The organism is Rothia santali, from assembly GCF_024199905.1.
GTDB lineage: Bacteria > Actinomycetota > Actinomycetes > Actinomycetales > Micrococcaceae > Rothia > Rothia santali.
In genome coordinates, this window is record NZ_JANAFB010000029.1 from 26,627 (window position 1) to 39,497 (window position 12,871).

General features: G+C 73.7%; 12 protein-coding genes. 3 read left to right on the forward strand and 9 right to left on the reverse strand.

Annotated features, from left to right (window positions below; all coding sequences use genetic code 11):
- Window positions 1–4: 4 nt before the first annotated feature.
- The 3 genes from NBM05_RS11255 to NBM05_RS11265 all read left to right on the forward strand — a co-directional run bounded on the left by NBM05_RS11255 (window position 5) and on the right by NBM05_RS11265 (window position 3,244).
- Window positions 5–1,234 carry a Gfo/Idh/MocA family protein gene (locus NBM05_RS11255; RefSeq protein ID WP_254167389.1) on the forward strand — a complete coding sequence of 410 codons (1,230 nt, stop codon included), beginning with the start codon at window positions 5–7 and terminating at the stop codon, window positions 1,232–1,234.
- Complete coding sequence (locus tag NBM05_RS11260) at window positions 1,227–2,147, forward strand: NAD(P)-dependent oxidoreductase (RefSeq protein WP_254167390.1); 921 nt, start codon at window positions 1,227–1,229, stop codon at window positions 2,145–2,147. The genes NBM05_RS11255 and NBM05_RS11260 overlap by 8 nt, the downstream gene beginning before the upstream one ends.
- Before the next feature lie 161 nt (window positions 2,148–2,308).
- Window positions 2,309–3,244, forward strand: coding sequence for a sugar phosphate isomerase/epimerase family protein (locus NBM05_RS11265; protein ID WP_254167392.1), 936 nt, complete (start codon window positions 2,309–2,311; stop codon window positions 3,242–3,244).
- Between the two features lie 11 nt (window positions 3,245–3,255).
- Here NBM05_RS11265 and ruvX read toward each other — a convergent pair whose 3' ends face one another.
- From ruvX to NBM05_RS11310, 9 genes are all read right to left on the reverse strand, one after another.
- Window positions 3,256–3,777, reverse strand: coding sequence for a Holliday junction resolvase RuvX (ruvX, locus tag NBM05_RS11270; RefSeq protein WP_254167394.1), 522 nt, complete (start codon window positions 3,775–3,777; stop codon window positions 3,256–3,258).
- 47 nt (window positions 3,778–3,824) lie between these two features.
- Window positions 3,825–6,509 (reverse strand): alanine--tRNA ligase, encoded by a 2,685-nt coding sequence (gene alaS, locus NBM05_RS11275; RefSeq protein ID WP_254167395.1) that lies wholly within the window; start codon window positions 6,507–6,509, stop codon window positions 3,825–3,827.
- Between the two features lie 59 nt (window positions 6,510–6,568).
- Entirely contained in the window at window positions 6,569–6,808 is a 240-nt protein-coding gene (locus tag NBM05_RS11280; protein WP_254167397.1) for a hypothetical protein, read from the reverse strand.
- Window positions 6,809–7,060: 252 nt separating this feature from the next.
- On the reverse strand, window positions 7,061–7,459 hold the full coding sequence (locus NBM05_RS11285) for a DUF948 domain-containing protein (RefSeq protein WP_254167399.1): 399 nt from the start codon (window positions 7,457–7,459) through the stop codon (window positions 7,061–7,063).
- Between the two features lie 152 nt (window positions 7,460–7,611).
- Window positions 7,612–8,262, reverse strand: a complete 651-nt coding sequence (gene rpsD, locus NBM05_RS11290) for a 30S ribosomal protein S4 (protein ID WP_254167401.1) — start codon at window positions 8,260–8,262, stop codon at window positions 7,612–7,614.
- 339 nt (window positions 8,263–8,601) lie between these two features.
- The gene (locus NBM05_RS11295) at window positions 8,602–9,939 is read right to left on the reverse strand and encodes a replication-associated recombination protein A (RefSeq protein WP_373689325.1); all 1,338 of its coding nucleotides are present in this window, start codon (window positions 9,937–9,939) and stop codon (window positions 8,602–8,604) included.
- Window positions 9,940–10,093: 154 nt separating this feature from the next.
- Window positions 10,094–10,552, reverse strand: coding sequence for a D-aminoacyl-tRNA deacylase (gene dtd / locus NBM05_RS11300; protein ID WP_254167403.1), 459 nt, complete (start codon window positions 10,550–10,552; stop codon window positions 10,094–10,096).
- A gap of 240 nt (window positions 10,553–10,792) precedes the next feature.
- Window positions 10,793–12,574, reverse strand: coding sequence for an aspartate--tRNA ligase (gene aspS / locus NBM05_RS11305; RefSeq protein WP_254167405.1), 1,782 nt, complete (start codon window positions 12,572–12,574; stop codon window positions 10,793–10,795).
- A 114-nt stretch (window positions 12,575–12,688) separates the two neighbouring features.
- On the reverse strand, window positions 12,689–12,871 hold a 183-nt coding region (locus tag NBM05_RS11310), incomplete at its 5' end, for a hypothetical protein (protein WP_254167407.1).

Here is a 12,871-nt window from a genome sequence, read left to right on the forward strand (position 1 = left end):
CATCATGAACGAGATCCGCGAGATCGGCGTCGGCCTCATCAGCGTCGGCTGGATGGGCAAGCTGCACAGCCGCGCCTACGCGAGCCTGCCCGTCGTCTACCCGGAGCTGGGCATCCGGCCGCGGCTGGTCCAGGCCGCGGACACCTCCGAGGAGCGCGCGCAGTACGCCGTCGACGTCCTCGGCTACGAGTCGGGCACCACCGACTACCACGAGGTGCTGGCCAACCCGGAGATCGAGGTCGTCTCGATCTGCGCGCCCAACTTTCTGCACGCCGAGATGGGGCGGGCCGCCGCGGCCGCCGGCAAGGCGTTCTGGATCGAGAAGCCGGTGGGCCGCTCCGCCGAGGAGACCGCCTCGGTGGCCGCGGCCGCCGACGACGCCGGGGTGCCCACCGCGGTGGGCTTCAACTACCGCAACGCCCCAGCGATCGAGTACGCCCGCGAGCTGGTCGCGACCGGCAAGCTCGGGCGGATCACCAACGTGCGCGGCGCGTTCTTCGCCGACTACTCGGCCGAGCCCAACGGCGCCCTGTCCTGGCGGTTCATTCGGAACCTGGCCGGCTCCGGGGTGCTGGGGGACCTCATGGGCCACCTCGCGGACCTCTCCCACTACGTGGTGGGGCCGATCTCCGAGGTCACGGCCGCGACCTCGACCGTGTACACCGAGCGCCCCAAGCTGCCGATGGGCAGCGGCACCCACTTCGCGGTCATCGAGGACGGGGAGATGCTCCCGGTCGAGAACGAGGACTACGCGGCGATGCTCGTGCGCTTCGGGGACGACGCCGTGGGCGCCGGGGCGATCGGCACGCTGGAGGCCTCCCGGGTGACGGTGGGCCCGCGGGCCAGCTACGGGATCGAGGTCTATGGCACGGAGGGCTCGCTGCGCTGGGACTTCGAGCGGATGAACGAGCTGCAGCTGGCCCTGGGCCACACCGGCCCGCACGTGGGGTACACCCGCGTGATGGCGGCCGCCGGCTTCGGCGACTTCGAGAAGTTCCAGCCCGGGGCCGGGACGAGCATGGGCTACGACGACCTCAAGGTCATCGAGGCCAAGAAGTTCCTGCAGGCCTACCTCGGCGGGGACTCGGCCCACGCCGACGTCCACGACGCCCTGGCGGCCAACCGCGTGGTCTACGCGGCCGAGGCCTCCGCGGCGAGCGGCGGCTGGGAGTCCGTAGAGCAGGTGCCGGGCACCAGCGCGGCGCGGCGCCGGGAGGAGGCGCGGCATGGGTGAGCGGCGACTCGTCGTCGGACTCGGCCCGGTGCCCCCGGCCAGCGTCGAGCCGACGCTGGGGGACGGCGTCGAGTTCCGCCCCGAGCCGACGCCGGAGGACCTCGCCCGGGCCGAGGGCGCGATCGTCCGTGCCGCGGTCCCGGTGGGCGAGGAGCAGCTGGCCGCGATGCCGCGCCTGCGGGTCCTGGCCCGCACCGGCGTCGGCACCGACCTGGTGGACCTCGACGCCGCCGCCCGCCGCGGGATCCCCGTGGCCGTGACGCCCGGCAGCAACACCCACGCGGTCGCCGAGGGCGCCTTCGCGCACCTGCTGCACCTGGTCAAGCGGCTCGCCCCGCTCACCGAGCTGGTCCGCGGCGGGGGCTGGGCCGAGCGGGCCTCCATCCCGGTCGGGGACCTGGAGGGCGCGACGCTGGGGATCGTGGGGTACGGCCGGATCGGCCGGCGGGTCCGCGAGCTGGCGGCCGCGTTCGGCATGGACGTGCTGGCCTACGACCCGGTCGCGGAGGTCCCGGACGAGATCCGGACCGAGCGCCTCGAGGACCTCCTGGGGGCTGCCGACGCCGTGACGCTGCACCTGCCGCTCCTCGAGCGGACCCGGCACCTGATCGACGCCGCGGCGCTGGGCCGGATGCGCGAGGGCGCGTTCCTGGTCAACGTCAGCCGGGGCGGCCTGGTGGACGAGGACGCCGCGCTCGCGGCGCTGGAGTCGGGGCGGCTGGCCGGGCTCGGCCTGGACGCCTTCGACCCGGAGCCGGCCCGGCCGCACCCGCTCTACCGGCATCCGGCCACCGTGCTCACCCCGCACGTGATGGGGCTGAGCGCGCGGGCCGCGGAGGCCACGTTCGTCCAGGCAGCCGAGGCGGTCCGGGCAGTGTTCGACGGCGGCGCCCCGGCGGCCACGGCCCGCTGACGCGGCCGCGGTCCGTCTGTGCACTGCCGGGTCCGCCGCCGGCCCGCCGCCGGGCCCGCCCTCGACCCACCTTCGCCATCGAACCACCACCCCGACTGCCTAGCCGCCCGGCGCCGTCGAACGCCGGCCCCACCCCACACCCGACATCCCGAGGAGGAACCATGACCCACCACAAGATTGCCGCCGCCCCCATCTCCTGGGGCGTGTGCGAGGTCCCCGGCTGGGGGCACCAGATCGACTCCGAGCGCGTGCTCGCCGAGATGGGCGAGCTGGGCTTCACGGCCACCGAGTTCGGCCCCGAGGGCTTCCTGCCCGAGGACCCGGCGCGCAAGGCCGAGGTGCTCTCCGCGCACGGGCTGCGCGCCGTCGGCGGCTTCGTCCCCGTCGTGCTCCACGACCCGGGGACGGACCCCGCGCCCGCGATTGAGCGGGAGCTCGCCGGATACCGCTCCGCGGGCGCCGGGACCCTGGTCCTCGCGGCGGCCACCGGCGTCGACGGGTACGACGCCGCCCGCCCCGTCCTGGACGACGCCGGCTGGCAGACGCTGTTCGGCAACGTCGACCGGATCGTCGCGCTCGCGGAGGCCGCCGGCGTCGCCGTCGCGCTGCACCCGCACGTGGGCACCATGGTCGAGACGCGGGAGGACCTGGAACGGGTCCTCGCCGGCTCCTCGGTGCCGATCTGCTTCGACACCGGCCACCTCTTCATCGGCGGGGGGGGCCCCGGGGGCCTCGCGCGCGAGCACCCCCCCCCCGCCTCCCCGGCGGGCAGGCGCCCCCGCGCCCCCCCCCTCCCCCCCCGAGGCGTTGGCGGCCCCGGCGTTGCCTTTGCCGCCCCCGCCGTAGTCCTTGGTCTGGAAAAGCCCGAACCGCGGGCCGATGATGGCCCCGGACACGATCAGCGCGACGGCGAAGACCGCGATCGCGGTCAGCAGCGAGTTGCGGCGCCGGACGTGCCGCCGCTTGGCCTCCTCCGGGGAGACCTCCTCGTGCTCGACCGGGAGGCCGCGGAAGCCCGCCCGCTCCTCGGCCTCGGTGGGCGCGAGGAGACCGTGCAGGGTCTCGCCCTCGTCGCGGCGTCGGCGGCGGCGCCATGAGGATTCGTGGTTCACGAAGGGTCTCCCATCTGGTCGGGCGCGGAGGGCGGGGCGCCAGGCCCCGCGGTCTCCTCGTCCTGCGGCCGCACGCGATGCCCGGCCAGCGATTGGTCGTTCTTCAGCGCGTCGAGGCACTGCTGGAGGATGTTGACGGCGGCCACCTGGTCCACCACGGAGCGGAAGTCGCGCGAGGACCTGCCGGCCTCGTGGAGCGAGCGGTGCGCGGAGACGGTCGAGAGGCGCTCGTCCACCAGCCACACGGGGATCGACGCGCCGTCCTCGGCGAGCTCGGCGACCAGCCCGGCCGCGTACTCCTCGGCCATGGCCGTGGACGCGCTCGAGCCGCCCCGCATGGTCCGGGGCCAGCCCACGTAGACCTCGGTGACCCCGTGGACCGCCAGGAGCTTGCGCAGCACCCGGCGGTCCGAGTCGGTGTTCAGGTTGCGCTTGAGGGTCTTCAGCGGGGTCGCGAGGATCCCGTCCGGGTCGCTCAGGGCCAGGCCGACGCGGGCGTTGCCCACGTCGACCCCCATCCACACTCCTCGCTCGAACACGCGCCGCCTCCCCCGATCCGTCGCTTCTACTTGGCGTCCGCCGAGACCTGGGCCTTGACGGCGTCGAAGGCCGCCCCGATCTTGGCCGGGTCCTGACCGCCGCCCTGGGCGAGGTCGTCCTTGCCGCCGCCGCCGCCGCCGAGCACGCCGGCCGCGGTGCGGACCAGGGCGCCGGCCTTGATCCCGGCCTCGCGGGCGGCCTCGTTGGTGGCCACGACGACCACCGGGCGGCCCTTCTGGGCGCCGGCCACGGCCACGGCGGCCGCGTCGCCGCCGAGGCGGTGGCGCAGGTCCGTGGCGAGCGAGCGGACCTCGTCCGGGGCGACCTCGCCGGCGTCGTGCACCAGCAGGCGGACCCCGCCCACGAGCTCGGCCTTCTCGGTGAGCCGCCCGGCCTCGGCCTGCAGCTTCTCCCGGCGCAGCTTCTCGAGCTCCTTCTCCGCGCTCTTGAGCCGGTCGAGGGTCGAGGAGACCTTCTCCGGGAGGTCCGCGGAGGACTGCACCTTCAGCAGCGAGGTGAGCTGGCTGACCAGCGTGCGCTCGGCCGCGAGGTGGTTGAAGGAGTCGAGGCCCACGAGCGCCTCGACGCGCCGGTTGCCGGAGCCGACCGACGCCTCGGAGATCAGCGAGAGCGAGCCGATCTCGGCCGAGGAGCCGACGTGCGTCCCGCCGCACAGCTCCCGGGAGAACTCGCCGTTGATCTCGACGACGCGCACGACGTCGCCGTACTTCTCGCCGAACAGGCTGGTCGCGCCCATGGCCTTGGCCTCGGCCAGCGGCATCTCGCGGGTGACCACCTCGTGGTTGTCCCGGATGGCCGTGTTGGAGACCTCCTCGACCTCCTGGCGCGCGGACTCGGAGAGCCCCTCGGCCCACGAGAAGTCGAAGCGCAGGTAGCCCTCCTTGTTGAAGGAGCCGCGCTGCAGCGCCTCGGGCCCGAGCACCGTGTGCAGGGCCGCGTGGATCACGTGGGTGCCGGAGTGGGCCTTCTCGCCGTCGCGGCGGCGCTGGACGTCCACCTGGGCGACGACGTCGCTGCCCACAACGACCTCGCCCTCGGTGACCTTGGCGCGGTGCACGGAGAGGCCCTTGACCGGCTGCTGGACGTCCGAGACACGCAGGGTGAACCCGTGGCCGGTGATCAGGCCCGTGTCGGCCGCCTGGCCGCCGGCCTCGGCGTAGAACGGGGTCTCGTCCAGCACGACCTCGACCTCCTGGCCCACGCCGGCCGCCGGCGCGGGCACGCCGTCGACCAGCAGGGCCCGGAGCGTGGTCTCGGTGCGCAGCTGGGTGTAGCCGGTGAACAGCGAGGCGCGCTCGTCGGCGAGCTCGCGGAAGGCCGAGAGGTCGGCGTGCGCGCCCTTCTTGGCCTTGGCGTCGGCCTGGGCCCGGCGGCGCTGCTCGTCCATGAGGGAGCGGAAGGCGCCCTCGTCCACGGAGACGCCGGCCTCGGCCGCCATCTCCAGCGTCAGGTCGATCGGGAAGCCGTAGGTGTCGTGCAGGGCGAAGGCGTCCTCGCCGGAGACGACCGAGCCGCCGGACTTCGCCTGGGTCACGGCCTCGCCGAGGCGCGCGGTGCCGGACTCGATGGTGTGCAGGAAGGCCCGCTCCTCGGCGTAGGCGATCCGGCTGATCCGCTCGTAGTCGGTCGCGACCTCGGGGTAGGTGCCCTTCATCGCGTCCCGGGAGACGGGCAGCAGCTCGGGCAGGCAGGGCTCGGTGACGCCGAGCAGGCGCATCGCGCGGATCGCGCGGCGCAGCAGGCGGCGCAGGATGTAACCGCGGCCCTCGTTGGAGGGGGTCACGCCGTCGGTGATGAGCATGAGCGAGGAGCGGACGTGGTCCGCCACGACGCGCATGCGCACGTCGTCCTCGTAGCCCTCGTCCGCGGAGGACTCGGAGCCGCTGTAGGGCTTGCCGGACAGCTCGGAGGCCCGGTCCAGGACGGGGCGGACCTGGTCGGTCTCGTAGAAGTTCTCCGCGCCCTGCAGCAGCATGGCCAGGCGCTCGACGCCGAGGCCGGTGTCGATGTTCTTCTTCGGCAGCTCGCCGAGGATCTCGAAGTCGTTCTTGCCGGTCCCCTCGCCGCGCTGGAACTGCATGAACACGAGGTTCCAGATCTCGATGTAGCGCTCGTCGTCGACGGCGGGACCGCCCTCGCGGCCGTGCTCGGGGCCACGGTCGTAGAAGATCTCGGAGTCGGGGCCAGCGGGGCCGGGCTGACCCGTGGACCAGTAGTTCTCGTCCATGTTCATCCGCTGCACGCGCTCGGCGGGGAAGCCGACGTCGCGGGTCCAGATGTCGTAGGCCTCCTGGTCGCCCTCGTACACGGTGACCCACAGGCGCTCGGGGTCCAGCCCGTAGCCGCCGTCCTCGAGCGAGGAGGTCAGCAGGTTGTACGCGAAGGGGATGACCTCCTTCTTGAAGTAGTCGCCGAAGGAGAAGTTGCCGGCCATCTGGAAGAAGGTGCCGTGGCGGGCGGTCTTGCCGACCTCGTCGATGTCCAGGGTGCGGATGCACTTCTGAACCGAGACGGCGCGCGAGTAGGGGGCTGCCTCCCGGCCCAGGAAGTACGGGATGAAGGGGACCATGCCGGCGATGGTGAACATCGAGCCGGGCTCGTGGGAGATCAGCGAGGAGGAGGGCACGACGGTGTGGCCGCGCTCCTCGAAGTAGGTGATCCAGCGCTGGGTGATGTCCTGGGAGAGCATGGTGGCGTGAGTCGTCTTTCGTCCGATGGGATCTGGGCAGGGGTGGAGGCCGGGGACCGTCAGGCGCCGCGCCCCGTGAAGAAGTCGCCGGGGAGGTCGTCGTCGCGGCGGGGGGCGGCGTCGTCGCGGCCGGAACCGGGGCGGGGGCCGGGAGCGGGCGGCGGACCCGGCTCGACGGCGTCGGGCCCGGGGCGCAGGGGCCGGAACGACGTCGTCGAGTCGTCCCGCCACGCGTGGGCTCGCTGGCGGTCCACCGGCTGGGCGTAGCGGCCGTTGAGCTCGGCCTCGCGCTCCTGCATCCCCTGCTTGACGGTGGCGGCGAAGCGCAGGGCCCCGAGCGCGCCGCGGCGCAGCGGCTCGGCGGCGGGGCCGACCAGAGCCGCCCCAGCGTCGTCCCCTCGCCGGAGCGGTGGGCGGGCGTGCCTCCGCGGGCCCCGGCTCGCCGAGGGCCAGGAGCTCGCCCGCGGCCCCGCCCGCCCGGCGGCCTCGCTTGGCCGCGACGTAGCCGACGGCCGCGCCCGCCAGGAGCATGCCGACGCGTCCCCAGGCGCTCATCGAGGCTCACCGCCCTCAGCCGGGCCGGCGGCGCCGGGTCCCCCGGCGCCGTCCTGCGGCTTGAAGGCCTTGCGCACCCCGTAGGAGAATGCGGCCATCTTGATCAGCGGCTGCCCCACGGTGGAGGCGACCAGGCTCGAGAGCGCGGAGACGTTGGCCGAGGCGTCCGAGACGTTGTCGGTGATGCCGTCGACCTTCTCCAGCTGCGAGTTGGTCGTGGCCACGGTCCGGGTGAACTCCTCGATCAGCGGCCCCGTGCCCTCGTTGAGCTGCCGGACCATCTCGCGGGTCTCGTCGAAGACCCTGCCCAGCTTGATGATGGGCATCGCCAGCAGTGCCACGAGCACGGCGAACACCGCCGCCGCGATGAGCCCTGCGATCTCTCCGCCCGTCATAGATGAACCGTCCCCTCGGTGGCTGATGTGGTGGCTGGCGCGCCCTCCGGGTCGTCCCCGGGCGGGCACCGTCCCCCAGTTTACGTCATGCCGCTTTTAACGTGCCGACGGCCCGTGGCAGGTGCCCCGGGCCGTCGGTCCGCATCGAGTGGCTACGCCATGCGGGCGTAGTACTCGACCACGAGCTGCTCTTCGCAGGTCACGGGAACCTCGGCGCGCTTGGGGGCGTGCTCGAGCTTCGCGTGCAGCTTGTCGATCTCGACGTTCAGGTAGGCCGGGGTGTCCGGGAGGACATCCTGGTGCGCGCCGGTGGCGGCGACCTGGAACGGCTCCATCTTCTCCGAGCGCGGGTGCACGTGGATGAGCTGACCGGCCTTCACGCGGAAGGACGGGCGGTCCACGCGGACGCCGTCGACCATGATGTGACGGTGCACCACGAGCTGGCGGGCCTGGGCGATGGTCCGGGCGAAGCCCGAACGCAGCACCAGGGCGTCGAGGCGCGACTCGAGGATCTCGACCAGGTTCTCACCGGTCTGGCCCTCGACGCGCTTGGCCTCGGCGTAGGCCCGGCGCATCTGCGCCTCGCGGATGTTGTACTGGGCGCGAAGACGCTGCTTCTCGCGCAGACGGACAGCGTAGTCCGAGTCCGCCTTCTTGCGGGCGCGGCCGTGCTGGCCGGGACCGTAGGGGCGACGCTCGAAGTACTTCTCGGCCTTCGGGGTCAGGGCGATCCCGAGGGCGCGGGACTTGCGCACCAGGTTGCGTGCGCGCTTGCTGTTAGTAGCCACGTATGTGCCTTTCATGCGGGTGATCCCGGGCGCGGTAGCCCGGCATCATTTGTTCTGGCGGACTGGCCTCCGTGGGAGTCCGCGCACGGTTTTGCGCGGTGGAGAGCTCGGGTCAGCCGCAACCCTTGCTACAACCGCCCGGTGATCACCCGCGAGGGGCGCGTTTTGGGCGGCTTGCCAGCCAACCATCCACCCTAGACGAACCGGCGGGGAATGTCAGTGCCGCGCGGCACCCGCCTGACGTGTCCTGCGTCTCGACGGGCGGCCCCGCGTCGGCCGGCCGTCCCGGCGTCCGGCCGGCGGGTCTCATGCCCCTCGGCTCCCCCGGCGTCCGCGCATCGGGTCCCGCGCCCCTCAGCCCCCGCGGCGCCCGCGCAGCAGGTCCCGCAGGATCTCGAGGCGGCGCTTAAGGCCCTTCTCGGCGCCGTACTCGGTGGGCCGGTAGTACTCGCGGCCCACGAGCTTGTCCGGCGCGTACTGCTGGGCGGCGACGGCGTGCGGCGCGTCGTGGGCGTAGACGTAGCCGCGGCCGTGGCCGAGCCGGGCGGCCTCGCCGTAGTGGGCGTCCCGCAGGTGGACGGGGACCGGGCCCGCTCCCCCGGCGCGCACGTCGGCCAGGGCGGCGTCGATCGCGGTGATGACGGCGTTGGACTTCGGGGCCGTGGCCAGGTGGATGACCGCCTGGGCCAGGTTGATCCGCGCCTCGGGCATGCCGATCAGCTGGACCGCCTGGGCCGCGGCCACCGCGGCCTGCAGGGCCGTGGGGTCGGCCATCCCGACGTCCTCGCTCGCGTGGACCACCAGGCGGCGGGCGATGAACCGCGCGTCCTCGCCGGCCTCGATCATGCGGGCGAGGTAGTGCAGGGCGGCGTCGGCGTCGGAGCCGCGGATGGACTTGATGAACGCGGAGACGACGTCGTAGTGCTGGTCCCCGGCGCGGTCGTAGCGCAGGGCGGCCCGGTCCAGGGCCTCCTCCGTGTGCTTCTGGGTGATCTCGACGGGGCCCTCCGCGCCGTCCTCGGCGCCGTCCTCGCCCTCGGCGCCGTCCCCGCCCTCCGCCTCGGCCTCGCCGTAGGCCACGGCCGCGGCGGCCTCCAGGCTGGTCAGGGCGCGGCGGGCGTCGCCGCTGCACAGCTCGATCAGGTGCCGGCGTGCGGCGTCGTCGAGCTCCACGGAGCCGCCCAGGCCCCGGGGGTCCTCGACGGCGCGGTCCAGCAGCGCGCCCAGGTCGGCGTCCTCGAGGGGCTTCAGGGTCACGAGGATCGAGCGCGAGAGCAGGGGCGAGATGACCGAGAAGGAGGGGTTCTCGGTGGTCGCGGCGACCAGGACCACCCAGCGGTTCTCGACGCCGGGCAGCAGCGCGTCCTGCTGCGCCTTGGTGAACCGGTGGATCTCGTCGAGGAACAGCACGGTGGTCATGCCGTGCAGGTCCCGGTCCGTCAGCGCCTGGTCCATCACGGCGCGGACGTCCTTGACGCCGGCGGTGATGGCCGAGAGCTCGACGAACTTCCGGCCGGTGCCGCGCGCGATGACGTGGGCGATGGTCGTCTTGCCGGTCCCGGGCGGGCCCCAGAGGATGACCGAGGAGGGGCCCGCGGGCCCGGAGTCCTCGCCCGCCAGGACCCGCAGCGGGGAGCCGGGGGTCAGCGCATGCTGCTGGCCGACGATCTCCTCGACGGTGCGCGGGCGCATGCGGACCGCCAGCGGAGCGCGGGCGCGGCGGAGCGGGCGCCGCCGGTGGCCCGGGCGGGCTCCGGGGAGGGGGTGCCGGGGCCCGCCGCCGGGTGGGCGGCTCCCGCCGCGGCGGGCCGCTCGTCGTCGTCGGCCTGGTCGAACAGGGACCGGGTCACGCGTCCCCCCGCCCCGCGGGCATCAGCTCCGCGCTGTCCAGGACGAGGGTGAACGGCCCGTCGTTGACGAGGTCGACCTCCATGCGGGCGCCGAAGCGGCCGGTCTCCACGCGCGCGCCCAGCTCCCGCAGCCGGGCGACGTAGGCGTCGAAGAGCGGCTCCGAGACCGGGCCCGGCGCGGCCGCGGACCAGGAGGGTCGCCGGCCCTTCCGGGCGTCGCCGTAGAGGGTGAACTGGCTGACCGCCAGGATGGGAGCGCCCTCGTCGGAGCAAGAGCGCTCCCCGGGCAGCACGCGCAGGCCCCACGTCTTCTCGGCGAGCTTGGCGACCTCGGCGGGGCCGTCGTCGTGCGTGATGCCCACTAGGGCGAGCAGTCCGGGGCCCTGGATTTCCCCCACGACCTCCTCCTCGGAGGTCACGCGGGCACGGGAGACGGTCTGGAGCACGATGCGCATGCGGCCCACTCTACCGGCCGGGCCCGCCCCGGTCGCGGCGGTTCGCCGAGGCCGAAGCGGGCCCCGAAGGGACGCGGAAGGGCTCGCGGGACGGGAGCCGCAGGAAGGAGGGAGCGCAAGGAGCGGGCCCCGCGGGGAAGCGAAGGGGCGCACAGAGCGGGCCCCGCCGCCACGCGAAGGGGCGCACGGTACGGGACCACCAGGCCCCGTCCCGTGCGCCCCCGAGCGGCACGCGTCGGACTACTTCTCCGAGGCCTCCGCGGCCTTCTTCGGCTTGGCGTCCACGCCGGTCTCCTTGCGCTGCTCCGGCGTGATGGGCGCCGGGGCGGAGGTCAGCGGGTCGTAGCCGTTGCCGGTCTTGGGGAACGCGATGACCTCGCGGATCGAGTCGGTCCCGGCCAGCAGGGCGACGACGCGGTCCCAACCGAACGCGATCCCACCGTGCGGGGGCGCGCCGTACTGGAAGGCGTCGAGCAGGAAGCCGAACTTCTCCTGCGCCTCGGCCTCCCCGATGCCCATGACGCCGAAGACGCGCTCCTGGACGTCCTGGCGGTGGATGCGGATCGAGCCGCCGCCGATCTCGTTGCCGTTGCACACGATGTCGTAGGCGTAGGCCAGGGCCTCGCCCGGGTCGGTGTCGAAGGTCTCGGCGAACTCCGGCTTGGGCGCGGTGAACGCGTGGTGCACCGCGGTCCACGCGGAGCTGCCCAGCGCGACGTCGCCTGACTCCACGGCGTCGGAGGCGGACTCGAACATGGGCGCGTCCACGACCCACACGAAGGCCCAGTCGCCGTCCTTGATCAGGCCGGTGCGGTGGCCGATCTCCACGCGCGCGGCGCCCAGCAGGGCCCGCGAGGCCCGCCGCTCGCCGGCGCCGAAGAAGATGCAGTCCCCCGGCTGCGCGCCGGTCGCGGCCGCGAGCCCCTCGCGCTCGGCCTCGGTAATGTTCTTGGCCACCGGGCCGGTCAGCGAGCCGTCCTCCTGGACCAGCACGTAGGCAAGCCCCTTGGCGCCGCGCTGCTTGGCCCACTCCTGCCACGCGTCGAGCGTGCGGCGGGCCTGGGAGGCGCCGCCGGGCATCACGACGGCACCCACGTAGGGGGCCTTGAACACGCGGAAGGTGGTGTCCCGGAAGTACTCGGTCAGCTCGGTCAGCTCGAGCCCGAAGCGCAGGTCCGGCTTGTCCGTGCCGTACTTCTCCATGGCCTCGGCGTAGGTCATCCGGCGGATCGGGCGCGGGATCTCGACGTCGATCAGCGACCACAGCGCGGCGACGATCCGCTCGCCGAGGTCGATGACGTCGTCCTGCTCCACGAAGGAGGCCTCGATGTCCAGCTGGGTGAACTCGGGCTGGCGGTCGGCGCGGAAGTCCTCGTCGCGGTAGCAGCGCGCGATCTGGTAGTACTTCTCGACGCCACCGACCTGCAGCAGCTGCTTGAACAGCTGCGGCGACTGCGGCAGCGCGTACCAGGAGCCGGGGGCCAGGCGGGCCGGGACCACGAAGTCGCGGGCGCCCTCGGGGGTCGAGCGGGTCATGGTCGGCGTCTCGACCTCGAGGTAGCCGTCCTCGTGCAGCAGCTCGCGGGCCACGCGGTTGGCTTCGGAGCGCAGGCGCATGATGGACGCCGGGGCGGGCCGGCGCAGGTCCAGGTAGCGGTGGCGCAGGCGCGCCTCCTCGCCGACCTCGACGTGCTCGTCGATCTGGAACGGCAGCGGCGCGGCGGTGTTCAGCACCTGGGTCGAGGCGACCTCGACCTCGATCTCGCCGGTCACCAGGTTGGCGTTCTCGTTGCCCTCGGGGCGGCGCCGGACCTCGCCGGTCACCTGCAGGACGTACTCGTTGCGCAGCGCCTCGAAGTCCGCCTCGTCGTGGAAGACGCACTGGGTGACGCCCTCGCGGTCGCGGAGGTCCACGAAGGCGACGCCGCCGTGGTCGCGGCGGCGGGCGACCCAGCCGGCGAGGGTGACGGTCTCTCCGATGTTGGCGGCGGTCAGTTCGCCGAGTGTATGCGTGCGTAGCACTGGGGTGACGTCCTTTCGACGGTGGGCGGTGCGACCGCCGGGGTGTGGATTCGAACCGAGTTTACGCCGGGCCCCGGCGGAGGGCCCCGGACCGGCGGGGCGGGGGGCTGGAGGTCACCGGCCGCGTGGGCGCCCCGGCGGCGCCGCCCCGGGGTCCCGCGCGCGCGCCCCCCGCCTCTTCGGCACCTCGCCCGCCCGGATCTCGATCACCCTGTTCCTGCTGGTCATCATCGTCTGCTCGATGCTGCTGATGCTGCCGATCTCGCACCGCGGCGGCACCGCGCCGAGCGTCGCCGA

Excerpts from the sequence above, each read along its gene's own strand:
- dtd (WP_254167403.1), bottom strand. The coding sequence starts at position 10,552 with ATGCGCATCGTGCTCCAGACCGTCTCCCGTGCCCGCGTGACCTCCGAG.
- rpsD (WP_254167401.1), bottom strand. The coding sequence starts at position 8,262 with ATGAAAGGCACATACGTGGCTACTAACAGCAAGCGCGCACGCAACCTG.
- NBM05_RS11285 (WP_254167399.1), bottom strand. The coding sequence starts at position 7,459 with ATGACGGGCGGAGAGATCGCAGGGCTCATCGCGGCGGCGGTGTTCGCC.
- NBM05_RS11255 (WP_254167389.1), top strand. The coding sequence starts at position 5 with ATGAACGAGATCCGCGAGATCGGCGTCGGCCTCATCAGCGTCGGCTGG.
- NBM05_RS11265 (WP_254167392.1), top strand. The coding sequence starts at position 2,309 with ATGACCCACCACAAGATTGCCGCCGCCCCCATCTCCTGGGGCGTGTGC.
- NBM05_RS11260 (WP_254167390.1), top strand. The coding sequence starts at position 1,227 with ATGGGTGAGCGGCGACTCGTCGTCGGACTCGGCCCGGTGCCCCCGGCC.
- NBM05_RS11295 (WP_373689325.1), bottom strand. The coding sequence starts at position 9,939 with ATGCGCCCGCGCACCGTCGAGGAGATCGTCGGCCAGCAGCATGCGCTG.
- NBM05_RS11280 (WP_254167397.1), bottom strand. The coding sequence starts at position 6,808 with ATGCAGGAGCGCGAGGCCGAGCTCAACGGCCGCTACGCCCAGCCGGTG.
- alaS (WP_254167395.1), bottom strand. The coding sequence starts at position 6,509 with ATGCTCTCCCAGGACATCACCCAGCGCTGGATCACCTACTTCGAGGAG.
- ruvX (WP_254167394.1), bottom strand. The coding sequence starts at position 3,777 with ATGGGGGTCGACGTGGGCAACGCCCGCGTCGGCCTGGCCCTGAGCGAC.